The 24,892-nt window shown below is 54.1% G+C and carries 28 protein-coding genes, 3 tRNA genes and 1 other RNA gene; 21 read left to right on the top strand and 11 right to left on the bottom strand.

Features of this window, described 5'->3' with window-relative positions; all coding sequences use genetic code 11:
* Positions 1–108 precede the first annotated feature (108 nt).
* The 4 genes from FLS37_RS12610 to FLS37_RS12595 all read left to right on the top strand — a co-directional run bounded on the left by FLS37_RS12610 (position 109) and on the right by FLS37_RS12595 (position 2,298).
* On the top strand, positions 109–843 hold the full coding sequence (locus FLS37_RS12610; protein WP_157670333.1) for a class I SAM-dependent methyltransferase: 735 nt from the start codon (positions 109–111) through the stop codon (positions 841–843).
* Complete coding sequence (locus FLS37_RS12605) at positions 840–1,274, top strand: hypothetical protein (RefSeq protein ID WP_157670332.1); 435 nt, start codon at positions 840–842, stop codon at positions 1,272–1,274. The genes FLS37_RS12610 and FLS37_RS12605 overlap by 4 nt, the downstream gene beginning before the upstream one ends.
* A 190-nt stretch (positions 1,275–1,464) precedes the next feature.
* Entirely contained in the window at positions 1,465–1,899 is a 435-nt protein-coding gene (gene rnhA, locus FLS37_RS12600; protein WP_157670331.1) for a ribonuclease HI, read from the top strand.
* 186 nt (positions 1,900–2,085) lie between these two features.
* On the top strand, positions 2,086–2,298 hold the full coding sequence (locus FLS37_RS12595) for a hypothetical protein (protein ID WP_157670330.1): 213 nt from the start codon (positions 2,086–2,088) through the stop codon (positions 2,296–2,298).
* Positions 2,299–2,506: 208 nt separating this feature from the next.
* On the opposite strand, the gene FLS37_RS12590 is transcribed toward FLS37_RS12595, so the two are convergent.
* The 4 genes from FLS37_RS12590 to FLS37_RS12575 all read right to left on the bottom strand — a co-directional run bounded on the left by FLS37_RS12590 (position 2,507) and on the right by FLS37_RS12575 (position 3,918).
* Complete coding sequence (locus tag FLS37_RS12590; protein WP_157670329.1) at positions 2,507–3,361, bottom strand: GGDEF domain-containing protein; 855 nt, start codon at positions 3,359–3,361, stop codon at positions 2,507–2,509.
* Between the two features lie 256 nt (positions 3,362–3,617).
* Positions 3,618–3,693 (bottom strand) — tRNA-His (locus FLS37_RS12585).
* A 37-nt stretch (positions 3,694–3,730) separates the two neighbouring features.
* Positions 3,731–3,807 (bottom strand) — tRNA-Arg (locus tag FLS37_RS12580).
* Positions 3,808–3,841: 34 nt separating this feature from the next.
* A tRNA-Pro gene (locus tag FLS37_RS12575) sits at positions 3,842–3,918 on the bottom strand.
* 252 nt (positions 3,919–4,170) lie between these two features.
* On the opposite strand from FLS37_RS12575, the gene folD reads away from it, so the two are divergent.
* From folD to FLS37_RS12525, 10 genes are all read left to right on the top strand, one after another.
* Positions 4,171–5,025 (top strand): bifunctional methylenetetrahydrofolate dehydrogenase/methenyltetrahydrofolate cyclohydrolase FolD, encoded by an 855-nt coding sequence (gene folD, locus FLS37_RS12570; RefSeq protein ID WP_157670327.1) that lies wholly within the window; start codon positions 4,171–4,173, stop codon positions 5,023–5,025.
* A 177-nt stretch (positions 5,026–5,202) separates the two neighbouring features.
* A complete protein-coding gene (locus tag FLS37_RS12565) occupies positions 5,203–6,234 on the top strand; it encodes a quinone-dependent dihydroorotate dehydrogenase (protein ID WP_157670325.1) in 1,032 nt (343 codons plus the stop codon).
* A 222-nt stretch (positions 6,235–6,456) separates the two neighbouring features.
* On the top strand, positions 6,457–7,038 hold the full coding sequence (rsxA, locus tag FLS37_RS12560; protein WP_157670323.1) for an electron transport complex subunit RsxA: 582 nt from the start codon (positions 6,457–6,459) through the stop codon (positions 7,036–7,038).
* A complete protein-coding gene (rsxB, locus tag FLS37_RS12555) occupies positions 7,035–7,604 on the top strand; it encodes an electron transport complex subunit RsxB (RefSeq protein ID WP_157670321.1) in 570 nt (189 codons plus the stop codon). Before rsxA ends, rsxB begins: the two co-directional genes overlap by 4 nt.
* The gene (rsxC, locus tag FLS37_RS12550; protein ID WP_157670319.1) at positions 7,604–10,009 is read left to right on the top strand and encodes an electron transport complex subunit RsxC; all 2,406 of its coding nucleotides are present in this window, start codon (positions 7,604–7,606) and stop codon (positions 10,007–10,009) included. The genes rsxB and rsxC overlap by 1 nt, the downstream gene beginning before the upstream one ends.
* Positions 10,006–11,055 (top strand): RnfABCDGE type electron transport complex subunit D, encoded by a 1,050-nt coding sequence (locus FLS37_RS12545; RefSeq protein WP_157670317.1) that lies wholly within the window; start codon positions 10,006–10,008, stop codon positions 11,053–11,055. The genes rsxC and FLS37_RS12545 overlap by 4 nt, the downstream gene beginning before the upstream one ends.
* Before the next feature lie 3 nt (positions 11,056–11,058).
* A complete protein-coding gene (gene rsxG / locus FLS37_RS12540; RefSeq protein ID WP_157670315.1) occupies positions 11,059–11,685 on the top strand; it encodes an electron transport complex subunit RsxG in 627 nt (208 codons plus the stop codon).
* Between the two features lies 1 nt (position 11,686).
* On the top strand, positions 11,687–12,397 hold the full coding sequence (locus tag FLS37_RS12535; RefSeq protein WP_157670313.1) for an electron transport complex subunit E: 711 nt from the start codon (positions 11,687–11,689) through the stop codon (positions 12,395–12,397).
* 88 nt (positions 12,398–12,485) lie between these two features.
* On the top strand, positions 12,486–13,367 hold the full coding sequence (locus FLS37_RS12530; protein WP_157670310.1) for a transporter substrate-binding domain-containing protein: 882 nt from the start codon (positions 12,486–12,488) through the stop codon (positions 13,365–13,367).
* A complete protein-coding gene (locus FLS37_RS12525; RefSeq protein WP_157670308.1) occupies positions 13,354–15,114 on the top strand; it encodes a diguanylate cyclase domain-containing protein in 1,761 nt (586 codons plus the stop codon). Before FLS37_RS12530 ends, FLS37_RS12525 begins: the two co-directional genes overlap by 14 nt.
* A gap of 68 nt (positions 15,115–15,182) precedes the next feature.
* Here FLS37_RS12525 and FLS37_RS12520 read toward each other — a convergent pair whose 3' ends face one another.
* The 6 genes from FLS37_RS12520 to FLS37_RS12495 all read right to left on the bottom strand — a co-directional run bounded on the left by FLS37_RS12520 (position 15,183) and on the right by FLS37_RS12495 (position 18,647).
* A complete protein-coding gene (locus tag FLS37_RS12520) occupies positions 15,183–15,971 on the bottom strand; it encodes a peptidylprolyl isomerase (RefSeq protein ID WP_157670305.1) in 789 nt (262 codons plus the stop codon).
* Between the two features lie 29 nt (positions 15,972–16,000).
* Positions 16,001–16,267: a BolA family transcriptional regulator gene (locus FLS37_RS12515; protein ID WP_198314616.1), complete on the bottom strand. Its 267-nt coding sequence runs from the start codon at positions 16,265–16,267 to the stop codon at positions 16,001–16,003.
* Between the two features lie 9 nt (positions 16,268–16,276).
* A complete protein-coding gene (locus tag FLS37_RS12510) occupies positions 16,277–16,579 on the bottom strand; it encodes a YciI family protein (RefSeq protein ID WP_157670303.1) in 303 nt (100 codons plus the stop codon).
* A 17-nt stretch (positions 16,580–16,596) separates the two neighbouring features.
* Positions 16,597–17,154: a septation protein A gene (locus FLS37_RS12505; protein WP_157670301.1), complete on the bottom strand. Its 558-nt coding sequence runs from the start codon at positions 17,152–17,154 to the stop codon at positions 16,597–16,599.
* 316 nt (positions 17,155–17,470) lie between these two features.
* An RNA gene (ffs, locus tag FLS37_RS12500) (signal recognition particle sRNA small type) lies at positions 17,471–17,568 on the bottom strand.
* An 89-nt stretch (positions 17,569–17,657) separates the two neighbouring features.
* The gene (locus FLS37_RS12495; RefSeq protein ID WP_157670299.1) at positions 17,658–18,647 is read right to left on the bottom strand and encodes an asparaginase; all 990 of its coding nucleotides are present in this window, start codon (positions 18,645–18,647) and stop codon (positions 17,658–17,660) included.
* Positions 18,648–18,707: 60 nt separating this feature from the next.
* Between FLS37_RS12495 and smpB the strand changes: the two genes are divergently transcribed.
* A complete protein-coding gene (gene smpB / locus FLS37_RS12490; RefSeq protein WP_157670298.1) occupies positions 18,708–19,166 on the top strand; it encodes an SsrA-binding protein SmpB in 459 nt (152 codons plus the stop codon).
* 106 nt (positions 19,167–19,272) lie between these two features.
* On the opposite strand, the gene plsY is transcribed toward smpB, so the two are convergent.
* Positions 19,273–19,896, bottom strand: a complete 624-nt coding sequence (plsY, locus tag FLS37_RS12485) for a glycerol-3-phosphate 1-O-acyltransferase PlsY (protein ID WP_157670296.1) — start codon at positions 19,894–19,896, stop codon at positions 19,273–19,275.
* 97 nt (positions 19,897–19,993) lie between these two features.
* On the opposite strand from plsY, the gene FLS37_RS12480 reads away from it, so the two are divergent.
* The 6 genes from FLS37_RS12480 to FLS37_RS12455 all read left to right on the top strand — a co-directional run bounded on the left by FLS37_RS12480 (position 19,994) and on the right by FLS37_RS12455 (position 24,811).
* A complete protein-coding gene (locus tag FLS37_RS12480; RefSeq protein WP_157670294.1) occupies positions 19,994–20,353 on the top strand; it encodes a dihydroneopterin aldolase in 360 nt (119 codons plus the stop codon).
* Between the two features lie 132 nt (positions 20,354–20,485).
* The gene (gmk, locus tag FLS37_RS12475; RefSeq protein ID WP_157670292.1) at positions 20,486–21,100 is read left to right on the top strand and encodes a guanylate kinase; all 615 of its coding nucleotides are present in this window, start codon (positions 20,486–20,488) and stop codon (positions 21,098–21,100) included.
* 88 nt (positions 21,101–21,188) lie between these two features.
* Positions 21,189–21,398 carry a DNA-directed RNA polymerase subunit omega gene (gene rpoZ, locus FLS37_RS12470; RefSeq protein ID WP_157670290.1) on the top strand — a complete coding sequence of 70 codons (210 nt, stop codon included), beginning with the start codon at positions 21,189–21,191 and terminating at the stop codon, positions 21,396–21,398.
* A 2-nt stretch (positions 21,399–21,400) separates the two neighbouring features.
* The gene (locus tag FLS37_RS12465; protein WP_157670353.1) at positions 21,401–23,590 is read left to right on the top strand and encodes a bifunctional (p)ppGpp synthetase/guanosine-3',5'-bis(diphosphate) 3'-pyrophosphohydrolase; all 2,190 of its coding nucleotides are present in this window, start codon (positions 21,401–21,403) and stop codon (positions 23,588–23,590) included.
* A gap of 148 nt (positions 23,591–23,738) precedes the next feature.
* The gene (thiS, locus tag FLS37_RS12460) at positions 23,739–23,942 is read left to right on the top strand and encodes a sulfur carrier protein ThiS (protein ID WP_157670288.1); all 204 of its coding nucleotides are present in this window, start codon (positions 23,739–23,741) and stop codon (positions 23,940–23,942) included.
* An 80-nt stretch (positions 23,943–24,022) separates the two neighbouring features.
* On the top strand, positions 24,023–24,811 hold the full coding sequence (locus tag FLS37_RS12455; protein ID WP_157670286.1) for a thiazole synthase: 789 nt from the start codon (positions 24,023–24,025) through the stop codon (positions 24,809–24,811).
* Positions 24,812–24,892: the final 81 nt, after the last annotated feature.

Here is a 24,892-nt window from a genome sequence, read left to right as displayed (position 1 = left end):
GGTGTGAATGTCCCGGTCATTGAATGAAGCAGTGGTCTTGCCATCGACGGTTTCCGGCGGTGTCGCGCATCAACAGACCCAAGCGTAAAAATTTTTGCAGGATGCTTTATGACAACTGCTGTTGAACATTTTGCCGCGTGGCTGAACACGCCGCTAGGGCAATATCTGCGTGATAACGAAGCTGGCTGGTTTGATCGTACCACGGTGGATATTTTTGGCTACAAAGCCGTCCAGCTCGAGCTGCCGCAGCTCGATTGCCTGCGCGCCAACCGCATGCCGTGGCGCTGCATCGCCGGGCAATCGGGCGCAGTGCAGCTCAAGTGCATGGCCGAAGCCTTGCCATTTGCCGAGCAAAGCCTGGATTTGCTGGTACTGCCGCATACGCTGGATTTTGCCCATGACCCGCACGCGGTGCTGCGCGAAGCCGAGCGCGTGATGATGCCCGAAGGCCGGGTGCTGATTAGCGGCTTTAATCCGTGGAGTTTGTGGGGCCTGCGCCGCCTCAAAGCCAATGATGTGCCATGGCAGGGGCACTTTCTGGCTTTGCATCGCCTCAAAGATTGGCTGGCGCTGCTGGATTTGCAACTGGTACGCGGCGAATTCCTCTGCTATCGCCCGCCGTTGCAACGCAAAGGCTGGCTGGATAAAAGCCGCTTTCTGGATTCGGCGGGAGATAAATTCTGGCCTGCAGGCGGCGGGATTTACTGTCTGGATGTGGTCAAACGGGTACGCGGCATGAATGTGATCGAGCCGGACTGGAGTATGGTGATTTTGCCCAACCGCAGCACCGCCGCCGTGGTGGAAAAAATGCGCCTGCAAGCTAAAAAAGATCGCTGTAAATGAATCGAATCTCCTTCTCTGTCGGCCGTTCGGCCAGCCTGATGGGGCTGATGCTATGCTTTGTTCTGGCTGCATTGCTGCCTTTTTTGCAAATGCGCGTGTTCGAGCAGGCTGCTGATTTTGCTGGCTGGCAAGTCTGGCTAGCGACGTTTGTCATCGCGCAGGAAAACGACCTATCTGGCTTTAATGTATTTCCGCTGCTATCGCTGGCGAGTCTGCTGTCTCTGGCGCTGGTGATTGGCTTGCTGGTGCAAAAAGTGAAATCGCCGCAGCGCTGGCGGATTTTTGCCGCCTGCATGCTGCTGGCCTATCTGGCTGCACCGCTCTTGTTGCAGCGACTGATGAGCGACCCGGTGGTATTTCTGGCCGGGTATTATTGCGGGGCAGTTTTCCACGCGGGGCTGCTGTTGCAGCTTTGGCGGCGTTCTGCGTGAAGGTGATGTTGGTGTTATGAATGGATATTGTGGGTATATCTATGTAGGCCAATCTAGATGTGCTTTGTATAGATATACCCATGAATATAGGGCGCATGGTCTGGATGCTGTATGATGCGCGCTCCATGCGTGCCTGGCCTGCTGGCACAACCATGCTGCAATTTTCCACATTAAAGAGTGAACCCCGATCATGGTAGAAATCTACACCGATGGCGCCTGCAAAGGTAATCCTGGCCCCGGCGGCTGGGGCGCTTTTATGCGTTATGGCGCGCATGAAAAAGACCTGTTCGGCGGCGAAGCCCACACCACCAACAACCGCATGGAATTGCTCGCCGTGATTTCGGCACTGAAAGCGCTGACCCGCGCCTGCGAAGTTACTATCCACACCGATTCGCAATACGTCAAAAACGGCATTGAAACCTGGATTCATGGCTGGAAAAAAAATGGCTGGAAAACCGCCGCCAAGCAGCCGGTGAAAAACGAAGACCTCTGGCGCGCACTGGATGAGCAGGTTGCACGCCACACTGTGCAATGGCGCTGGGTGAAAGGCCACGCTGGCAATCCGGGCAATGAGCGCGCCGACCAGCTGGCCAACCGTGGCGTCGAGTCGATACAAACTCAGTAATTCGGCGTCATCAATTCTTCATTTTGCGCCACATCCGGCTCGATATACTGCATTTGCAGCGCGGCCAGCGCCGCGCTCAACTAAGCTGAAATTGTCCGCATTCAGACCGATATAAGTTGTAAACATCAGCACCTCGAATCAATTCAAGTCGCCGTCCGTGTACTTTACTGAAGGGGAGATGCTCAAATGATGACCTATACCAACTCACTGGAAGACTGGCTGGAGCTCACCGCACTGGCCGGGCAAATGCCCGAAGGCGCAGACTGGGTGCTGGCCATTGGCGAGCAAGACCGCCGCGCCGGTCTGGAGCTAGGCTACGGCCGCCGCCTGCTCGAAGCCACCATCCGCAATGGGCAGTTTTATTTTGCCGGGCAAAAAACCAATTCGGGGGAAATCTAAGCAAAGGATATCTAGCTAAAGGTCTATTGCAGTTTGATTTGCGATTGCGCCAGTCCGAGTTTCACAGCGAATCAAGGCATTTCATGTCTTTTGCATGTAATGGTTAAGCCGCGGACTTGGCGCTATATTTCAGGACAAATACCGCTTAAACGGGCATCCTACTAAGCAAAATGTTAATTAAAAACTAGGAATTTCCTTACTCTTACGGCTAACGTTCATGGGATTTTCCGCGGCTTTTCTCGCTGTACATGGCCTGATCAGCATGTGCTATTAGCTCATCTGCACTAAGCAGCCCGGCAGCGCCAAGTGTTGCGCAACCCACGCTCAAGGTGATGCCGTATTCCTGCGCCAGTGGTTTGGTGCGCTGGCACAGGTCAATTATCCATTTTTGCGGATTATCATGCGCCAGCAGAGCCACAAATTCATCACCGCCTAAGCGATAAGCCGCCACGCCGGGAGCCCGAATGTACTGCGCGCAGCGCTTGAGCACTTCGTCACCAACTTCATGGCCATATTGATCATTCACCTGTTTGAAGTTATTTACGTCGATATACAGCAGGGTGCCACTTTCACTAGCGGCTAGTTTCTGGTTTAGCTCCTCAAACAGCGCTCGACGGTTGCCCAAGCCTGTGAGTTCGTCACTATAAGCCTGTTGATAAAGCGTTTGTTGTAGCTCTTGGCTGCGTTGATTTTCGTTGTTTAGCTGGGCAATCAGTTCATTGCGATCGTTCATTACCCGCACAAATGCAACGCCAATTAGGCAAAAACCAATTGCATAAAGCAGATCGTCTAGGATATCGGCGCTGCGCCCCCAGAATCCTTGCCCACGGTGTAGGCCATCGATGTAATCGACCACATAACCCAACCAGTAAATCAGTGCGCCGATATTAAATGGACGGAGCAAGGTTTCCTGATAATTAAGCCGCCTCCAGATTACAAGTAATAATATGCTGGTGATTAATAGACCGTACAGATCATGAACATCAGGCAGCGGGATAAACTCGAGCAGAGCCCGAATGCCGAGCAGTAGGATGATCCATTGCCAAGTCGTAATTTTTTCCATGCCGATTCCACCATCCTAGTGACCTCTGGCCGAGGCCAGACGCTTTAGTATAGGCGTTGTGGCGCGTTGGTTTGCTGATGCCATTGAGCTAGGCTTGGGGAGGGGGCTAATTATGCTTTTGCAATTTAAACGGAGGTTTGTGTGTTGAGTTGCGTTTTGGTGTTTGCAGCGAGCAAATGCGCCTACTTTTGAGTTACAAATGCAAACTTAGCGGAAATGAAAAAGGCCTCAGCGTGTGCTGAGGCCTTTACTTTTGTGGGGTGGCTGATGGGGCTCGAACCCACGACAACAGGAATCACAATCCTGGACTCTACCAACTGAGCTACAGCCACCACAAAACTTTAAATTCTTTGATTTTTACGAGTTGCTTGGCGCACCCGACAGGAATCGAACCTGTAACCTACGACTTAGAAGGTCGTTGCTCTATCCGGTTGAGCTACGGGAGCTCTGCAAACACTTCAAGTTTACTGCGTTTAATTCTGGTCGGGGCGGTGGGATTCGAACTCACGACCACCTGGTCCCAAACCAGGTGCGCTACCGGGCTGCGCTACGCCCCGACTAGAGAGGCCGAACTATACGGATGGCGGCGCAGGTCGTCAAGCCCATTTTGAAAAAATAAGGTAAAAAATTAAAAAAACGTCCAAAAAAACGTCGATCAATGCGAAAATCACGTTTTGCCTACTATTGGTCAAAAGTTCTGGCCCAAGGCCACCTCGTTACGCTAGGCGCAGTACAAAGCTGTACGGCGAGGCGCGCTGGCGAAGCGTGAGAACTTTTGCTTTTCCTATTTATTGCCGGAGTATCCCCCAATGACAGCCCAGATTCTTGATGGTAAAGCCATTTCCCAGGAAATTGTTCGTGAAGTGCGTGCCAAAGTTGATGCACGGGTTGCTTCCGGCAAGCGTGCGCCCGCGCTAGCGGTGATTCTGGTTGGCTCTGATCCGGCCTCGCAAGTGTATGTGGGCAATAAGAAGCGCCAGTGCGAAAACGCCGGCATTACTTCACTGGCTTACGATCTGCCCGCCGAGACCAGCGAAGAAGAAGTGCTCAAGCTGGTGGCCGAGCTCAATCAGAATGATGATGTGGATGGCATCTTGGTGCAGCTGCCGCTGCCGAAACACATCGACGCCGACAAAGTGATCGAGCTGATCGATCCGATCAAGGATGTGGATGGTTTTCATCCGTATAACATTGGCCGCCTGACTTTGAAAATGCCGCTGCTGCGCCCATGCACGCCGCGTGGTGTGATGACTTTGCTGGAAAAAACCGGCATTGATCTGGTCGGTAAAGACGCGGTCGTGATTGGCGCATCCAATATCGTTGGCCGTCCGCAAGCGCTTGAATTATTGCTTGCCCGTGCGACGGTCACTGTTTGCCATAGCAAAACCAAAGATCTGGCTGCCAAAGTGGCGGGCGCGGATGTGGTGGTCGCCGGTGTGGGTATCCCGAATTTTGTGAAGGGCGAATGGATCAAGCCGGGCGCGATTGTGATCGACGTCGGTATTAACCGTCTGGACAGCGGCAAGCTGTGCGGTGACGTAGAGTTTGATACTGCCAAAGAACGTGCCAGCTGGATTACGCCGGTGCCGGGCGGCGTGGGCCTGATGACGGTCGCGACATTGATGCAGAACACCTACGACGCTTGTGTGAATCGCAAAGGGTAAAAAGGGCTGCGCGCTCCGTGATCAAGGATCGTGCGCTGCTCAAAATCCTCATGTACTCGAGTACATTCCGGTTTTTGCGCTGCTGACTCACCTTGCTGACGGGCGCTCGCTCCTTTTTATTCGTTCTTAAGAAATATCCGGATCAAAAATACTCGAAAGAATCGACAAGGCATAAAAATGGCATATCAACTCGCAAAACCCCTGTTATTTATGATGGAAGCCGAGCGCGCGCACCATGCGGCGTTTAAAGGGCTGGGCTTGCTCAATAGCATGGGCTTTTTGCGCTCATTGACGCCCACCGTACCGAATAATCCGGTCACCGTCATGGGCATCGAGTTTGCCAACCCGGTAGGCTTGGCAGCGGGGCTGGATAAAAACGGCGATTATATTGATGTGCTGGCCGAGCTGGGTTTTGGCTTTCTGGAAATCGGCACCGTCACGCCGCGCCCACAGCCGGGCAACCCAAAGCCGCGCCTGTTCCGTTTGCCCGAAGCGCGCGGCATTATCAACCGCATGGGGTTTAATAATGGCGGCGTGGATAATCTGCTGGAAAATGTTACCCAGGCCCAGTATCGCGGTGTACTCGGCATAAATATTGGCAAGAACGCAGATACCCCTATTGAAAAGGCTGCTGATGATTATCTGATCGGCCTGCGCAAAGTGTACTCGGCAGCCAGCTATGTCACAGTGAATATCTCCAGCCCGAATACCAAAAATCTGCGCCAGCTGCAGCAGGGGGACGAGCTGGGCGATTTGCTCAGGCAATTAAAAGCCGAGCAGGAGAAGCTGGCCGATCAGCATGGGCGCTATGTGCCTGTGGCGGTGAAAATTGCGCCTGATCTGGATAGACATCAGATCGAAGAGATTGGCCGTTTGCTGATTGAAAACCGCATCGACGGCGTGATCGCCACCAATACCACTTTGTCGCGTACCGGCGTGGAAAATCTGCGTCATGGGCAGGAAGCGGGCGGTTTGTCGGGTGAGCCGGTGCGCGCTAAATCAACCACGGTGATTCGCGAGCTGGCACAAGTGCTCGATGGCGCGCTGCCGATTATTGGTGTGGGCGGCATTATGTGTGGCGACGATGCGGTGGAAAAAATCCGCGCCGGTGCCGATCTGGTGCAGGTGTATAGCGGGCTGATTTATGAAGGCCCGCATCTGGTGGGCGATTGCGCCGATGCCATTGCCAGCCTGCAGGCTAGCCGCTAGTAGGGCGCTGACCGGGGCGAAGAAGGCGAAACCATTTATACCTTTTGCGTCTTTTTAAATAAGCTTTATTCATTTATTGGATAGAAGCTTGAATGTTATATTGTTTTTTTGATTAAGCTCGGATGCAATTGCCCCGGCTCTTGGTACAATGCCAAGCCATTACGTGCGCGATAGCAGGGTACTTGCCCGGCGCATGCAGTCAATCTCCTTGGTGAGTAAAGTATGGATTTCAGTCATTACCTGCTGCTGCTTGTTGGGGCGGTATTGGTCAATAACGTCGTGCTGGTGCGGATTCTGGGGCTATGCCCCTTTATGGGCGTGTCTAAAAAGCTGGAGGCCTCCATCGGCATGGGGCTGGCCACCGCCTTTGTGCTCACGCTGGCTTCGGGCACCTCATGGATGATTGATCAGCTGCTGCTGGCCTGGCATCTGGAATACCTGCGCACGCTGGCGTTTATTGTTGTGATTGCGGCGATTGTGCAGTTCACCGAAATGTTCATTCATAAATCCAGCCCGGTGCTCTATCAGGCGCTGGGGATTTATCTGCCGCTGATCACGACCAATTGCGCGGTGCTGGGCGTGCCGCTGATCAATTCTACCGCGCGGCACAATCTGCTTGAATCGCTGGTGTTCGGTTTTGGCTCGGCGGTGGGTTTCTCGCTGATTCTGATCCTGTTTGCCGCGATGCGCGAAAGGATGGAAGGCGCGGATATTCCTCAGGCGTTTAAAGGCACGCCCGCTGCATTTATTACTGCTGGCCTGATGAGTCTGGCGTTTATGGGTTTTGCAGGGTTGGTGAAATGAGTTTCTTGCTTGCACTGGCCGTGATGGCTGGTTTGGCGCTGTTACTGGGCGCAATTCTGGGCTTTGCCGCGATCAAATACAAAGTGGACGAAGACCCGCTGGTCGACAAGATCGACGCGATTCTGCCGCAAACGCAATGCGGCCAGTGTGGCTTTCCGGGCTGTAAACCGTATGCCACGGCGATTGCCAACGAAGAAGCCGAAATCAATCAGTGTCCACCCGGTGGCGAGGATGGCATCCGCAAGCTGGCTGATCTGCTGGGCAAAGACTTTATCCCGTTTGACGATGGCGGTGGCGCGGCTGAAAAGCCACGTGCCGTGGCGGTGATCCGTGAAGACATCTGCATTGGCTGTACGCTGTGCATTCAGGCATGTCCGGTTGATGCCATTGTGGGCGCAGCCAAGCATCTACATACCGTAATCGAATCCGAATGCACCGGCTGCGAGCTGTGCCTAGCGCCTTGCCCGGTGGATTGTATTGATCTGGTCACGATTGGCGAGAACGTCAATACCTGGAAGTGGCGTTACCCCGTAATCCAGCTCAAACAAGTGAAGGCGGGGGCATAATGGAATCGATCCGCGAAATTTTCCCTTTCCACGGTGGTGTTCATCCGCCGGAAATGAAAGACTTATCCAACCGCACACCGATTGTGAACGGCCCCTTGCCGCAGCGGCTGGTGATTCCGCTGCAGCAAAGCATTGGTAATCCGGCCAAAGCCATCGCTAGCGTCGGTGATCTGGTGCTCAAAGGGCAGGCAATCGCCGTTGATGATGGCAATGTCTCCGTTGCTGTTCATGCCCCGACCTCGGGTAAAGTGGTGGCGATTGATGCGCAGCAGGTAGCGCATCCTTCAGGTCTGGCTGAATGGTGCATCACCATTGAAAGCGATGGTCGCGACGAATGGATTGCGCGCGAGCGTTTTGACTGGAAAGCCGCTTTAGAGCGCGGTGATAACAAAGCCATCCGGGATTACTTGCAGGATATGGGCGTGGTTGGTCTGGGTGGCGCGGTGTTTCCATCGCACCTGAAGCTAGCAGGCCGCGACACCTTGGATACGCTGATTATCAATGGCGCCGAATGCGAGCCCTATATCACTTGCGATGATCGATTAATGCGCGAGCGTGCGATTGAAATCGTTGCCGGTATCTCGATCGTGCGCAAATTGCTCAATGCCAAAGAAGTCCTAATCGGCGTTGAAGACAATAAAATGCAGGCCGTTGCTGCGCTGAATGAGGCGCTGAGCAATTGCGGGTTTGCAGCCGAAGTGGTCGTGGTGCCCACGCTGTATCCATCGGGCGGCGCCAAGCAGTTGATCAAACTGCTGACTAATAAGGAAGTCCCCAGCGGCGTACGTTCCACCGATATGGGCGTGCAGTGCTTTAATATCGCTACTGTTTACACCATTTACGCCGCACTCGAATTGGCCGAGCCCGTGATTTCGCGCGTGGTCACGCTCACTGGCGCAGTGCCCAAGCCGGGCAATGTTGAAGCGCTGATCGGTACGCCGATCAATGATCTGCTGGCCTTTGCCGGGGTGCAAACTCCTCCGGCGTGCATTTATGGCGGCCCGATGATGGGCTTTACGCTGCCATCGACCCAGGTGGGGCTGACCAAGGCGGGCAACTGCATTATCGCCATGGACGAGCAGCAGTTCCCTGAAAAACCGCGTGAAATGCCGTGTATTCGCTGTGGCGAATGTGCCGTAGCCTGCCCGCAGGAATTACAACCAATGGATCTGTATTGGTTTGCCCGCAGCAAGAATTTTGGCAAGGCGCAGGAATGGAATCTGTTTGATTGCATCGAATGCGGCGCGTGTGCGTACGTCTGCCCGTCGAGCATTCAGCTGGTCGATTACTACCGCTTTGCCAAGTCGGAAATCTGGGATGCCGAACGTGCCAAAAAATCGGCCGATCTGGCGCGTGAGCGCCACGAATTCAAGCAATTCCGTGAAGAGCGCGAAAAAGAAGAAAAAGCCGCAAGACTAGCCGCGAAAGCGGCTCCTAAACCTGCTGCGGTAGCAAGCGCTGCGAGCCCGGCCGAACAGGCTGCTGCAGATGATAAAGCCGCCAAAATCAAAGCGGCAATGGCGCGTGCTGCCGCGAAAAAAGCCGAAGAGGGCGCGGCCGCTGCGCCACCGGCGTCACCGAATTCGGACTCGAAAATCCCCAATTTTGTTAGCCCGGAAAAGGCCGCCAAAATCAAAGAGAGCATGGAAAAACGGGCCGCTGAAAAAGCCGAGCTTGAAGCGCTAAGCCCCGAGCAACGCGCTGCGCGTGATGCTGAGCGCGCAGCCAAAATCGAAGCGGCCAAAGCCGCTGCGGCCGCAAAAAAAGCAGCTGCCGAGCATACCGGGGTGGAGAATGTGCCTGAAGCCCAGTCCGTATCTGATTTGGCAGGCAATACCCCTGTGACTGAAAAGCCAGCGATTGATCCGGACAAAGCAGCGAAAATTCGTGCCGCAATGGCAGCTGCTGCAGCTAAAAAGGTGGCCAAAGAAGGCGGAGTACCAGTCCCTACAGAGTCCGCTTTAGAGGCTCCGGCAGTAGAGCCTGTTGCTGAAGTAGAAAAACCAGCCATTGATCCGGAAAAAGCAGCGAAAATTCGTGCCGCAATGGCAGCTGCTGCAGCTAAAAAGGTGGCCAAAGAAGGCGGAGCACCAGCCCCTACAGAGTCCGCTGTAGAGGCTCCGGCAGTAGAGCCTGTTGCTGAAGTAGAAAAACCAGCCATTGATCCAGAAAAAGCAGCGAAAATTCGTGCCGCAATGGCGGCCGCTGCAGCCAAAAAGGCGGCTAAAGAAGCTGGCGTGCCAGCTGCAGCACCTGCAGCTGAGACTGCGGCGGCTGAATCAGTCGCAGCGCCTGAAAAGCCAGCGATTGATCCAGAAAAAGCCGCCAAGATTCGTGAAGCGATGGCTGCCGCGGCAGCAAAAAAGGCGGCTAAGAAAGCTGCCGAAGACGAGGGTAAGGCATGATTCGTACATCGCCGCATTTTATAAAACCAACGCCACTGCAAGTGGTGATGTTGAAAGTCGCCGGCGCCTTGCTGCCCGGTATCGCCGTGTATTGCTATGTCTTTGGTGCGGGCATTTTGCTGCAGCTCTTGCTGGCGACGGTCACCGCGATTGCCACCGAAGCGGCTTGCCTGAAATTGCGCAATTATCCGGTCAAACCGTTTATCACTGATGGCTCGGCGATTGTCACTGCCTGGCTGCTGGCCTTGTCGTTGCCGCCGCTATCGGCGTGGTGGATGATTGTGCTGGCCACTGTGATTGCGATTGGCTTGGCCAAGCATTTATACGGCGGGCTAGGGCAAAATCCGTTTAATCCGGCGATGATCGGTTTTGCTGTGATGATTGTGTCGTTCCCGGCGCAAATGGGGCGCTGGAATGCACCGCTGTCATTGCCGAATGTTGATTTGAATACTTGGCAGCAGTTTGGGTATATCCTCACAGGTCAACTGCCACAAGGGATGGCGTTCGATACCCTGGCATCTGCTACCCCACTCGATGCGGTAAAAACCGCGCTGATGCAATCGCATGCGATGAGCGATATTTTGGGTGGTACGATTTTCCAGGCTGGCGTTTTCCCCAGTGAAATGGGCTGGATTGCCGCGGCCTATTTGCTCGGTGGGCTATTTTTGCTGCAACAGCGGGTGATTCAGTGGCAATTGCCAGTGGCTTTTCTGGCAGCATTGGCGGCGCTCTCAAGCGTGTTTTATTTACTGGACCCGGCACATTACACCAGTCCGGTTTTCCATCTGTTTAGCGGTGCGGCGATGCTGGGGGCTTTTTTTATTGCGACCGACCCGGTGACTGCGCCCACTACGCCACGCGGGCGTTTGATCTATGCGGCGCTGATCGGCTTGCTCACCTGGCTGATTCGTACCTATGGTGGCTACCCCGATGGCGTGGCGTTCGCCGTGATCATCATGAATATTGCCGCACCGTTTATCGATCAGTACACGCAACCGGCGGTCTTTGGACGTAAAACAGCTTCACCTGCCAAAAAAGGGACGTAAACCATGAAAACCATGATGCAAAATGGCGTTCGTGGCGCGTTGACCCTGCTGGTGTTTGCGGTGCTGTTTACCGCGCTGATGGCGGGGACGTATGCGCTGACCAAGGATATTGTCGCCAATAACGAAAAGGTCGCCAAAGTAGCGCTGATTGCGCAAGTGTTGCCCAAGGGCAGCTTTGACAATGACATTCTGGCCGATGCCATCGCGCAGGATGAGGTTACGAAACAGCGGCTGAACGCCGAGCAGGGTGCTCAGATTTATCTAGCCAAAAAGGGCGATCAGACCGATGCCGTGGTCATCGAAACGATTGCGCCTGATGGCTACTCGGGCAAGATCAAGCTACTGGTTGGCGTGGCCAAAGATGGCTCGCTGTTGGGCGTGCGCGTGGTCGCGCACAAGGAGACGCCGGGTCTGGGTGACTATATCGACGCGGCCAAGTCGGCCTGGATTCTGGCTTTTGATGGCCAATCGCTCACGCATCCCCAGCCAGAGCGCTGGGCTGTGAAAAAAGACGGCGGCGATTTTGATTCGATGGCAGGCGCAACCATTAGTGCGCGCGCCGTGGTCAAGGCAGTGAAAAATACGCTGCTCTATGTTGAAAGTCAGCATTCAGTGCTGTTTGGAGCCTAAGATGGCGATCATTAGCCAAGAAGAAACTCGCACGATTATTCACAACAGCATCTGGAAACAGAATGCCGGGCTGGTGCAGATACTGGGTTTGTGCCCGGTGCTGGTGATGTCGAACAATATTGTCAACGGCGTCTCGCTTGGGCTGGCGACCAGCCTGGTGATGCTGATTTCTGGCGCTGCGGTGGCGGCGATTCGTGAATTTATCCCCAATGAACTGCGTGCGCCGATTTTTATTCTGATCATTGCCGCGCTGGTGACGATGGTTGATCTTCTGTTCAATTCCTATGTGCACGATCTGTATATTGTGTTGGGGATTTTTATTCCGCTGATTACCACCAATTGTATTGTGCTGGCCCGTGCCGAGGCGTTTGCTTCCAAAAATGGCCCGTTGCAATCGGCGCTGGATGGCTTTTTCATGGGACTGGGGCTGACGGGTGTACTGCTGGTACTGGGCGCAATGCGCGAGCTGATTGGCAAAGGCACTTTGCTCTCGGGTATTGACCTGGTTTTCGGGCCTGCCGCCAAGTCATGGATCATTCACGTTATTCCTGCCGAATACAATTACCAGTTTCTGCTGGCCATTTTGCCGCCCGGTGCTTTTATCGGACTAGGCTTTCTGATTGCCGGCAAGCTTGCGCTTGATCGCCGCGCCGAGGCCAAAGCAAAACAGCAGGCTGTGCTGGCTGCACAATTGGCGCAGGCGAGCGAATAGTCCTGCTTGGTTTGTATGCTGTCTTTTTTTGTCAAAAATAGCTAAATCGCTGGTTTGAAAAGCAAAAACTGCTGCCTATAGTTGAGAAATGCCCGTTCCATTTCTCCAATTTTGGCAGTGGCTTGCGTATGGCGCAATAAGCTGCCTTTTCTGCCTATCCCAAGCCGCAGCGGCTCAAGACACGCTGCTGCGCCTTCGTTTTGCCCCCGAGAAAGATTACGGTCCCTTTATTTTTCAGAACGAGCGCGGCCAGCTGCAGGGTTTGTCGTACGATATTTTGCAAGCCTTGCTGCCGCTGGCCAATCTGGAATTAATCAACCTTCCACCCCGGCCACTGGCTGAGATTCTGGCGCAAGCCAAGTCGGGTGAGGTCGATCTGGTTTCATCGCTGCGCGCCACGCCCGAGCGCGCCCAATATCTGGGTTTTACCCGGCCTTATGTTGCTGTTCCTGCCGTACTGATCCGCAGGCAGGATCGCCCCAGCAAGACTTTGGCGCAATTAACCGGAGTCCGCATCGCCGTCGGGCGCGGCTATGCTGTGGAATCCTTTGTGCGCGAGCAACATCCCCGCATCAACTGGCTAACGGTCAGCGATGACTCAACGGCAATGCAAATGCTGGCTCACGGACAAATTGATGGCTTAGTGGCTGATATTGCCAGTGTGATTTTTATCGCGAAACAGCACCAGCAACGCGACTGGCGGGTTGAGCAGCATATCGGTTTTGATTACCAGCTCAGTTTTGCTTTTCCATTAAGCCAACCCGAGATCGGATTGCGGCTGAATCAGGCTTTGCAGCAACTGCCATTGGTGAAAAGGGAGGAGATCTTGCAACGCTGGCTCAGCTCGGCCGAGATCGAGCAAGCTAGCCCGATATATCGCCAAGTGCAATGGTTTGCCTTGATTTTTCTCGGTGCCAGTGTGCTGCTTGCTTTGCGCTACTACTTCAGGAGCCGGCATGCTCGCCGCTAACCGGGTGTCACAGCTTATGCGTGCCGGGCTAATCCTTGGCCTAGCTTATTTTGTATTGGCTTACATTTCCATCAAACTGTTTGGTTTGGGGGGCGGGATTGCCGTCATCTGGTTTGCCAACGCTGTGGGCACCGCTGGTTTAAGCCGCCATCCACCCAACCGTTGGCCCTTATTGCTGGTTGCCTTACTGACTGCGATTGTTCTGGCCAACGGAGCTGGCGGGGTATCTTGGGGCAGTACATTACTGTTTGCGCCGGGAAATATGGCCGAGATGCTGCTGGGGGCTTATTTATTGCGAACCCGCCAGCAAGAAGCAGTGTATTTTTACAATTTGCGAGGCATGTTCCTGCTGATCTGGCTGGGGGTTATGGTGCCCGTCGCATTTGGCACGCTGGTTTCGGCGACAGTATTTGGATTGCAGGGAACTTTGCCCTTAATCAGCGTGGCCATGCACTGGGTTGAGGGAGGCATTATCGGTGGTACCAGCATGTTGCCAGCGGCCTACTGGCTCTATCTGCACGGCTGGCATGGACTACGCTGGCAGTTAGCGAAAACCAATCTGCCAGCCTTGCTGCTGTTTGCTCTGGCGATTGCCAGCCTGGTGCCGCTGACTTTGCCATTTCCTTTTATCTACATGTCCTTGCCCCTGTTTTATATTGCCTATCGCTGTGGCGTGGCAGGGGTTGTGCTCGCCAACTTGCTGGTCTCGGTCAATATTTGCGTGCAAATCGGTCTGGGTTTTCTGGTCGCGCCACCAACCATCTACAACTGGGGTTATACCCTGTTCTATTTGCCGATACTGGCCACGCTGATTCCGCCTTTAATGCTGGCAGTGCTGATGGACATGAACCGTTCCGCATCGGCGGCCTTGCTGCAAAGTGAACGGCGGTATCGCTCCCTGTACCAGCACACGCCAGCGATGCTTTATTCCTGCGATGCAAATGGCCATATTGTGACGGTAAATGAAGTCTGGCTGCGGACAATGGGTTATGAATACGAAGAAGTCATCGGCCAGCTGGCCAGCTCGTTTCTTAGTACCGAACGCGACAGGCTGATCCAGCAGGAGATGCTGCCAAAACTGATGCTCGACGGTGAATGCCGCAATATCCGCCAGCAACTACAGAGCAAGCAGGGGCGGAAAATTGATGTCATGATGACCGCCGCGCTGGAAAAAGACGGCAACGATATGCCGATCCGCCTGCTGTTTGTGCAGCTGGATATTAGCGATCAGGTGCGCGCCGAACATTTGGCGTATCACGACACATTAACCCAGTTGCCCAATCGTCTGCTGCTGACTGACCGGATCGAGCATGCCTGCCAGCAAGGCGGGCGCAACGATCATCCGTTTGCCGTGGTTTTTCTTGATCTGGATTATTTCAAAGAAGTGAACGACGAGCTAGGGCATGAGGTGGGTGATTTATTGCTGATCGAGGTAGCACGGCGTCTGGAGCGGTCGGTGCGCAGTAGCGATACCATCAGCCGCTTGGGGGGTGACGAATTTGTCATGCTGCTCAATGGGCTGGGGCCGGGGCAGGAGGCAGAGCAAACGGCCGAGAAAATTCTGCAAGCGATTGCCCAGCCATATTCGCTGGCTGGCCATCAGGTCAATATCTCAGTCAGTATGGGATTAGCTTATTTTCCGCAGGATGGCCGCGATGGTGCAACGCTGATGCGGCAGGCTGATGAGGCGATGTACCGGGCGAAACGGGCGGGCAAAAATTGCTTTGCCAAGAGCGACGTCGAATAAAAAAAACCGCAATCTGATGCAGATTGCGGTTTGATGTTTAATCCGAATAAGCACCCGGATCGGCCTTATTACTGAACGATCTGCGCCTTGGCAAGCAGTTCTTCAACCATCTTCTGGATGCGCTGGCCTTGCAGCTGTTGTTCCAGTTGTGGTTTTACTTCTTCAAAAGACGGGCCTTTGGCTTCGCGTACGTCGTCCAGCTTGATAATGTGGAAGCCAAACTGTGATTTAACCGGGTCTGAAATCTTGCCTTTAGGCAGTTTTTCTAGCGCGCCGCCAAATTCTGGCACGAAGTTTTTCGGATCAGCCCAGCCCAGATCGCCACCGTTGGCACCAGAGCCTTTGTCCATTGATTTGGCTTTGGCTAATTCGTCAAATTTCTTGCCTTTTTTCAGGTCGGCCAGAATGGCTTTGGCTTCCGCTTCGGTCGCTACCAGAATATGACGAGCTTTGAATTCCTTGCCGCCAAAAGTCACTTTGATTTTGTCGTATTCTTTGCGCAGATCCGAATCGGTCAGCGGGTTGGCTTTGACGTATTGATTTACGAAAGCGCCGATGATGATGCGCTGTTTCAGCATTTCCAGTTGCGCTAGCGCTTCCGGATTTTTATCCATGCCTTTTTTCAGTGCTTCTTGATAAACCACTTCGTTCTTGATCAATTCGTCTTTGATTTTTGCGCGCAGCTCAGGTGAATCTTTTTGACCGCGTTGTGCCAGCTCGCTGGCAAAAGCATCTGATTTTGCTTGTGGAATGGCAACGCCATTGACGGTGGCCACAGTACCTGCCGGAGCAGCAAAAACACTAGCTGACAAGCTAGCAGCAGCAATGGCCAGAGCCAGACGGTTTGCTTTAAACATGCGATTTCCTTCGTTCAAAATAGCCAACATCAAAATTCATCCGGCGTTAAAGCACGGATACTCAGTGCATGTATACGATGCGGAATCAGATCAGATAAGGGCTGGTAGACCATACGGTGCCGCTCCAGCGTCTTTTTGCCAATAAACGCGTTCGATACAATCGTTAACTCAAAATGCCCACCGCCACTGGCTGCGCCAGCGTGTCCCGCGTGGGCGGCGCTATCGTCGAAAAGCTCAATGTTTTCAGGCGCTAGGGCGGCCAAACGGGTGCGGATTTCGTCGGCGATGCTCATCATACCAGACTCTTAGGGCAAAACATGACGGAAAGGTTTTACCATGACTTGGGTAAAAATGCCATGTGTGGTGTAAGGATCTTCACTCGCCCAATGCTCAGCGGCGGCCAGATCATCAAATTCGGCCACAATCAGGCTGCCGGTAAATCCTGCCGGGCCTGGGTCAACATTGTCGATGGCCGGAAATGGGCCAGCCAGAATCAGGCGGCCTTCGTTTTTTAGAATTTCCATTCGCGCCAGATGCGCTGGGCGCACCGCCAAGCGATCAGTCAGTGAGTCGGCTTTATCGGTGCCGATGATGGCGTATAAAGGCATGGTATTTCCTTGGGATGTTATTTGGGGTCGGTCGGGGTATCGGCTTCAGATTGGATATGGCGTGACAGGTACAGACTTTGCGCGACCACAAAGACCAGCATGAGCGCAGTAAAACCGAATAACTTGAATTTGACCCAGATCGCTTCGTCAAACTGGTAAGCGACAAACAGATTCACAAAGCCCATGGCGGCAAAAAACACGCTCCAGGCCAGCAAGAGCCTGGTCCAGATGGGGCGCTCCAAGGCAATCTGGCCATTCATCAGTTTTTCGATCAGATTAATCTGTTTGAGCTGCCATGTACCCAGCAGGGCCAGCGCAAAAAACCAGTACAGGACTGTGGGTTTCCACAGGATGAAGGTTTTATTGTGGAAAATCAGCGTGGCGCCCCCCAGTACGGTAATCAGCACCAGACTGATCCACAGCATGGTGTCGACTTTGCGATGGCGTACCCAGCTGTAAATCACTTGGCCGAAGGTCGCCACAATCGCGGTGGCGGTGGCAATGAAAATATCCTGGGTATAACTGTAGGCGCCAAAAAACAGCAGAATGGGAAAGAGGTCAAACAGAAATTTCATGCCAATCTACGCCTGATGGAAAGTCTGGCGATTATGCAGTGCGGGGCGTGGGCTTTCAAGGCGAAAAAAAACGCCGATCAAAAGATCGGCGCTCAATGACCACTGGAGATACACGAAGCATCAGCTTGCGAAACGTATAGTGCGCTTTTGTGCGCACGCGTGTTTTGATATGGCGCAATAATTGTGCATGGTGCGGGTGTGAGCTGTCAGGCTAGGGGGTATTGCTTTGTGGAGCAGATAAATTCCGACGTGCAGGGATATACCTAGCGATGTATGCAGGGCAACATCTCGGCTGAATACTCAAAAAAGGGGAGGAGGTGGCGAGCCCGACCCCCGGCACTAGCATCAAAAGCTGTGGCTGCTTCCTTCCGGACCTGACCAGGTTGACCTTCTAGCTATGCGGGGAGACCCGCCGTCGAAGCCTTTACAGTGACCAGCCACCGCAAAGAATCGTAGGCGTTGTGAGCTGGCAGAGCGCCAAATCACAACAGGGCGCGACTATATCACAGACTGGCGACAAATTGCCACTGCTGGCGCAAAACATCACTGGTTGCACGGCCCAGATGCGTGTAAAGCCAGGTGATCGCCGCTTCCACCGTGCGTCGGCCCGCTGGCCAGGCCCCCATCTGATTCAAAATATCGCCCGCTGCATAGAGTCCTTGCCGCACTTCGCCCGCGATGCACTGGGTGCAATTGATGATCACACAGCCGTGATTGGCCTGCTGGCTCAAGGCGTTAATCAGCGCCGCGTGGTTGGGCAGATTGCCGCTGCCATAGCTTTCCAGCACGATGCCATCCCAGTGCTGACTGCCCAGCATGGCGCAGATTGCCGCTTCACAGCCGGGATAGAGCTTGAGTGCCAGCACTTTGCGGCTGGCGTTGAGCGGCAGAAAAGCAAATTTGGCCTGCTCAGCAGACTTTTCACTAGATACTTCTCCAGACGGTGTTATCGCTGGGGAAGTCACTTGAACGGGCTGATTGGGCGCGCCATACGCCGTGTCGGCGTCGGCATCCAGTTTCTTGATGCAATAGGCTGGCAGTACCAGCCCGCCAAATGCCAGATAAACGCCCGCCCGCGTGCTGCAGGCGGCGTCAAGCGCCAGCCGCATATTCGCCGGCGCATCGCTACCCGGGTGGATCCACGGCCTTTGCGCGCCAGTTAGAATCACCGGTTTGGGCAGATTGGCCAGCTGCCAGTGCAGCGCGGCACCAGTCCAGGCCATGGTATCGGTGCCGTGCAAAATAATAAACGCATCGTACTGTGTCAGGCGGCTGGCGATCTGCTCGGCGATGGTGTGCCATTCCTGCGGGCCGATGGATGAAGAGTCCAGCGCCTGGCTATACTCGTGTAATGTGATTTCTGTACTGGGTATATGCTGCTGGTTAAGATTGGATATTAGCTCTGGCAATATACCACCAATGGGTATCAGGCCATTCGGGCTGTCGGTACAGCCTATGGTGCCGCCGGTATACAGGCAAAAAATACGTTTCATGGTCAGTGAGCCCTCCGGGGTGCTAGAATTCTTTCTTTTTGCAGTGCAGGATGATACGGCATGGTTATCGCCGACAACCGTAAGGCGTTTCACGAATATTTTATTGAAGAGCGCCTTGAAGCGGGGATCGTGCTGGAAGGCTGGGAAGTGAAGTCGATTCGCGCCGGCCGTGTTCAGCTCAAAGAATCCTACGTCATTTATAAAAACGGCGACTTCTGGCTGTTTGGCTGCCATATCTCGCCGCTGATCAATGCCTCATCGCACGTGCTGCCCGATGTCGTTCGCACCCGCAAATTATTGCTCAAGCAGCGCGAAATCGAAAAGCTGGCGATGAAAGTTGATCGTGCCGGTTACACCATTGTGCCGGTGAATATGCATTTCACCCGTGGCTATATCAAGCTGGAAATCGGCGTGGCCAAGGGTAAAAAGCAGCACGATAAACGCCAGACCGAGAAAGAGCGCGAATGGCAGCGTGAAAAAGCGCGCATTGTGCGTGATCACACCAAGCAGGCGAGCTAAGCGGCTTGATCGCTTAGCAGTGCCCAATAAAAAACCGAGCTGCTGGCTCGGTTTTTTATTGCCTATTGTTTGCTTGAAGGCGTCATCACAGACTTCATCGCAGGTGTCACGACTTAGCCTTCTCACCAATCTTGCCCTCTTTACCGCTTAGCAAACCAGCAATATTTTGCTTGTGGCGCACAATCAGCAGCACGCTAATCGCAATGACCGCTGCGATATAAGCCGGCACAGGCAGGAAAAACCAGCACAGAAAAGGTGCGGCAAGCGCGGCGCAGATCGCGGAGAGCGATGAAATTTTCAGCCCTTTCGCCACAAACAGCCAGATCCCCAGCGTGGCCAAACCCAGCCACAGATTGAGCGCGAGCAAAATGCCCGCCGCCGTGGCGACGCCTTTGCCGCCTTTGAAGCTAAAAAATACCGGCCACATATGGCCAATCGTGACGGCGAGCGCAACGGCTGCAATGGTTTGATCAAACGTTGCGCCTTGGCCGAAAACCGGCGCAAGTTGTTGCGCGGCAAAAACGGCGACCCAGCCTTTGAGCGCGTCGCCCAGCAAGGTGAGCGCAGCGGCTTTTTTATTGCCTGAGCGCAGTACATTGGTCGCGCCCGGATTATTCGAGCCATAGCTGCGCGGGTCAGCCAGCCCCATCACGCGGCTAACAATCACTGCAAACGACAGCGAGCCGATCAGATAGGCGGCAATGATGAAAAATACTAAGGTGAGGTTCATCCCAAATTCCACTACAATCGTGAGCTTTTGATTCTATAGCGAATCCGCCACCCGCTCAAAGCGTTCTGCGCTGCGGCGGCGGTCGCACGATCCGAACATGGACATTATTTATTTGCAGCAAGTGCGCGCCGAAACGGTTATCGGCTGGTATGACTGGGAGCGCACCCAGTCGCAAGCCGTTGAGCTGGATCTGGAAATCGGCCTGCCTTCAGCCCGCGCCTGTGTGTCGGACGATCTGGTCGATACCATCGACTACGACAAAGTCGTCACGCATTTGCGCACCGTGATGGCAGAAAAACACTTTCTGCTGATCGAAGCACTCGCCGAACATATTGCCCACATTCTGCTGCATGATTTTGGCGCCCCCTGGATCAGGGTGTCAGTGACCAAACTCAATATTCTGAAAGACGTAGGCCGGGTTGGTGTCACGATCGAGCGCGGACATCGCGGTAATTGATTTAACACACCAAATGCGTCTGTCGACTTGCGATCTCTCTGCTTGGTATCCGAGCCCATGTGTCATCCTGTTTTCTGATCGTCCCGAGTTCCCTTATACTCAAGGTCATATTCAATCTACTTGGAGCCAAACATGGCCAAAGGTAATTTATTTGTCGTGACAGCCCCGTCGGGCGCCGGCAAGACGACGCTGGTGGCGGCCTTGTTGGCTGCGGATGCGAATGTCCAGCTGTCTATTTCCTACACCACCCGCCAGCCACGCGCCGGTGAGGTCAATGGCAAGGATTATCACTTTGTTGAACGCGCCGAATTCGAGCGCATGATCAATGCAGGCGAGTTGCTGGAACACGCCGAGGTGTATGGCAATTACTATGGTACGTCGCAAGTTTGGATCAATGACGTCATCAATAATGGCCGCGATATTTTGCTGGAAATCGACTGGCAAGGCGCGCAGCAGGTGCGGCGTTTGTTCCCCGAAGCGATTGGCCTTTTTGTGTTGCCGCCCTCGCTGGATACACTGGAAACCCGTTTACGCAATCGTGGCAAGGACAGCGAAGACGTGATTGCCAAACGCATGGCGGTGGCGCGTGAGGAGTGCAGCCATGTTGATGAGTTTGACTATGTGATTGTGAACGAGCACATTGATGATGCGGTGCGCGATATTGTGGCAGTGGTACGTGCACAGCGTTTGACGCTGGCTCGCCAGTCCAACCGCCATACTGCATTGATTTCAAGCCTGAAAGGCTAAAACCATCGGCATGATGTTATAATCTGCGGTTTCGTCGGCTGGGCATACCCGCTGGCGCGCCTGCATTGAGTATTTCGGAGAATAAATTATGGCCCGTATCACGGTTGAAGATTGTCTGGATCGTATTCCAAACCGTTTCGATTTGACTTTGGCTGCGGCCTACCGCGCTCGCCAGCTGGAAAACGGCTCGTCACCGCAAGTGGATAATAATGGCCGCGACAAGCCTACCGTGCTGGCTTTGCGTGAAATGGCTGCAGGGTTAGTTGGTGTTGAAATTCTGACGCGTAACCGTGGTTAATGATGACAGCAGACTCGGCGCTCACTATTGAGGATGTCCCTGCACTGCAGGAAGCCCCTGACGTGATTGAGGAAGCCAACCGCTTCCTTACCGAGCACACGGCTTATCTCAAGCCAGAAGACCGCCAGATGTTAAGGGCGGCTTTTTTATTCGCTGAAAACGCGCATCGCGGCCAGATGCGCCGTTCGGGCGAGCCGTATATTTCGCACCCGCTGGCCGTGGCGACCATCCTCACGCAATGGAAGCTCGACGCGCAGGCCCTGGCTGGCGCACTGCTGCACGATGTGATGGAAGACAGCGGCGTGACCAAGCTGGAGCTGACCGAGAAATACGGCAAAGCGGTCGCCGAGATCGTCGATGGCATGAGCAAGATCGACAAGCTCGAATTCCAGAGCAAGGAAGAAGCACAGGCGGAAAACTTCCGAAAAATGCTGTTAGCGATGGCGCGCGATTTGCGCGTAATGCTGATTAAACTGGCTGACCGTTTGCACAATATGCGAACGATGGATTCAATGCGTGCCGACAAGCAAAAACGCATTGCCCGCGAAACGATGGAAATCTACGCGCCGATTGCCAACCGCATTGGGCTGAACGCGGTGTATCAGGAGCTGGATGATCTGGCGTTCAAATACCTGCACCCGCGCCGGCATCATGTTTTGTCCAAAGCGCTGAAAGCCGCGCGCGGCAACCGCCGTGAGGTGGTGCAAAAAATTCTCGACTCGATCAATGCCAAGCTGGTCGCGCACCAGATCGAAGCGCAGGTTTCGGGGCGAGAGAAAAATCTGTTTTCGATCTATCGCAAAATGGTTGAAAAGCACCTGAGCTTCTCCGAGGTGCTCGATATTTATGCTTTCCGCGTTATTGTCAAAGACAATGCGCATTGCTATCTGGCGCTCGGCGCCTTGCACGCTTTGTTTAAGCCGATTCCGGGCAAATTTAAAGATTACATCGCCATTGCCAAAAGCAATGGCTATCAAAGCCTGCATACCACGCTGTTCGGCCCGTATGGCACGCCCATTGAAGTGCAAATCCGCACGGCCGAAATGCATCGGATTGCCGATGCGGGCGTCGCCAGCCACTGGATGTATAAAAGTGGCGATGAAGGTTTCTCCGAAGTACAGCAAAAAACCCATCAATGGCTGCAATCTCTGCTGGAATTGCAGGTTGAATCGGGCGATGCCGTCGAGTTTCTTGAGCATCTGAAAGTCGATCTCTTTCCTGATCAGGTGTATGTTTTCACGCCGAAAGGCAAAATCCTCAGCTTGCCCAATGGTGCAACCTGCGTTGATTTTGCCTACGCCGTCCACACCGATGTGGGGCACGGCTGTATTGCAGCCAAGGTGAATCACGAGCTGGTGCCGTTGCGGACCAAGCTGAAAAATGGCGATCATATTGAAATCGTGATGGCGGCGCATGCCAAGCCCAACCCTAGCTGGCTCTCGTTTGTGACGACCGGCAAGGCGCGCTCGCAAATCCGCCATTTCCTCAAAACCATGCGTTTTGATGAATCGGTGCATCTGGGCGAGCGTCTCTTGAATCAGGCCTTCTCGGCGCTGCATCAGCCACTGCATGTCAATGACGACATCTGGGAAAAATACCTGCGCGAAAGCGGCGAAAAATCACGCGAAGCGGTGCTGGCCGATGTCGGGCTGGGGCAGAAACTAGGTGTTGTCGTAGCCAAGCGACTGCTTCAGCTGGCCGGAACCTGGTCTGAAGACGGGCGGCAGGGCAAAAAGCCGATGTCGGTCACGATTCGTGGCACCGAAGGCATGGCGATCCAGTTTGCCCGTTGCTGCAACCCGATTCCGGGCGATCCGATTCTGGGCTTTGTGAAAAAAGATCACGGCCTGGTCGTGCATACCCACGATTGCCCGCAGGTGTCCAAAGGCCGCATCGATGCCGATAAGCTGATCGATGTGGACTGGGATCCGGATGTGGCCCGGCTGTTTGACGTGCCGATCAAGATTCTGGCCGAAAACGAGCGTGGTACGCTGGCCTCTTTGGCGGCGGTGGTCGCCGAAGCCGAAGCCAATATTGCGGCGGTGACGATGGGCGATGCTGTCGAATCGCACGAGCGTTATCTGAGCGTGCAATTCACGCTGCAAGTGCACAATCGCATCCATCTGGCTAAAGTGCTCAAGCATTTGCGCGCTTTGCCTACGGTCTATCGTTTGCAGCGGGTGCGCGCTTAGCCTCGCTGGTCACCTGGCAGCAGTGCGGGCCCCTAGTGGCCGTGCTGCTGCAAATCCGCGAAAAATCGGCCAATCCCTGCGTGGCATCAAAGCAGCTTTCGGTCTGCATGTTAATATCGCAGCCAAGTTTTCCATATCGGTTTAAACCATGATCCAGATTTCTATTAATGGCGCGGCACGCGAGTTTGCCGAGTCACTGAGCGTCTCCCAATTGATCGTCGAGCTGGAGTTGACTGGCAAACGCATTGCGATTGAACGCAATGGCGAGATCGTGCCTAAAAGCGAGCACGCCAGCACGCAGCTGCTCGATGGCGATGTGCTGGAGATGGTGGTCGCCGTCGGCGGTGGTTAATGGGTATTGCCTGCTAGAGCTTTTTGATATTGGCCTGCAGGCATATACCTCGCTTATTGATTCCAACAGGGGCAAGAATAATGAATGATGCTTTTCAAATTGCAGGCAAAACTTATCAGTCACGGCTGATTGTTGGGACTGGTAAATACAAAGATTTCGCGCAAACGCGCGCTGCGGTCGATGAGTCGGGCGCCGAGATTGTCACCGTGGCCATTCGCCGCGTGAATATTGGTCAGGATGCATCGCAGCCATCCTTGCTCGACGCCTTGCCGCCGTCGCAATACACGTATTTGCCGAATACCGCAGGCTGCTACAACGCTGAAGATGCGGTACGTACTTTGCGCTTGGCGCGTGAATTGCTCGACGGCCATAAATTGGTGAAACTCGAAGTGTTGGGCGATCCGAACACGCTGTACCCGAATGTACGTGAAACGCTCAAAGCCGCTGAAACGCTGGTTAAAGATGGCTTTGATGTGATGGTGTATACCTCGGATGACCCGATTATCGCCAAAGAGCTGGAGCAAATCGGTTGCTGCGCGATCATGCCTTTGGCCTCATTAATCGGTTCGGGCATGGGGATTTTGAATCCGTGGAATCTGCGCCTGATTATCGACTCGGCCAATGTGCCGGTATTGATCGACGCGGGTGTGGGCACGGCATCTGATGCGGCCGTGGCAATGGAGCTGGGCTGCGACGGGATTTTGATGAATACCGCGATTGCTGGTGCGCAAGACCCGATTCGCATGGCGCGCGCCATGAAGCTGGCCGTGCAAGCCGGTCGTGACGCCTTTCTGGCCGGTCGTGTACCACGCAAATTGTATAGTGCTGATCCATCAAGCCCGACATCGGGCCTGATCGCAGCCAAATAAACCCGCATGATCAGGCGGCTGCGCCTGCATACTTTGAGTCAGTACGATGCTCGAAATCCTCATGTACTTTGAGTACATTCC

The organism is Chitinibacter sp. GC72 (assembly GCF_009760905.1).
In the GTDB taxonomy this organism is placed as follows: Bacteria; Pseudomonadota; Gammaproteobacteria; order Burkholderiales; family Chitinibacteraceae; genus Chitinibacter.
This window is presented reverse-complemented; position numbering and strand designations above follow the sequence as displayed.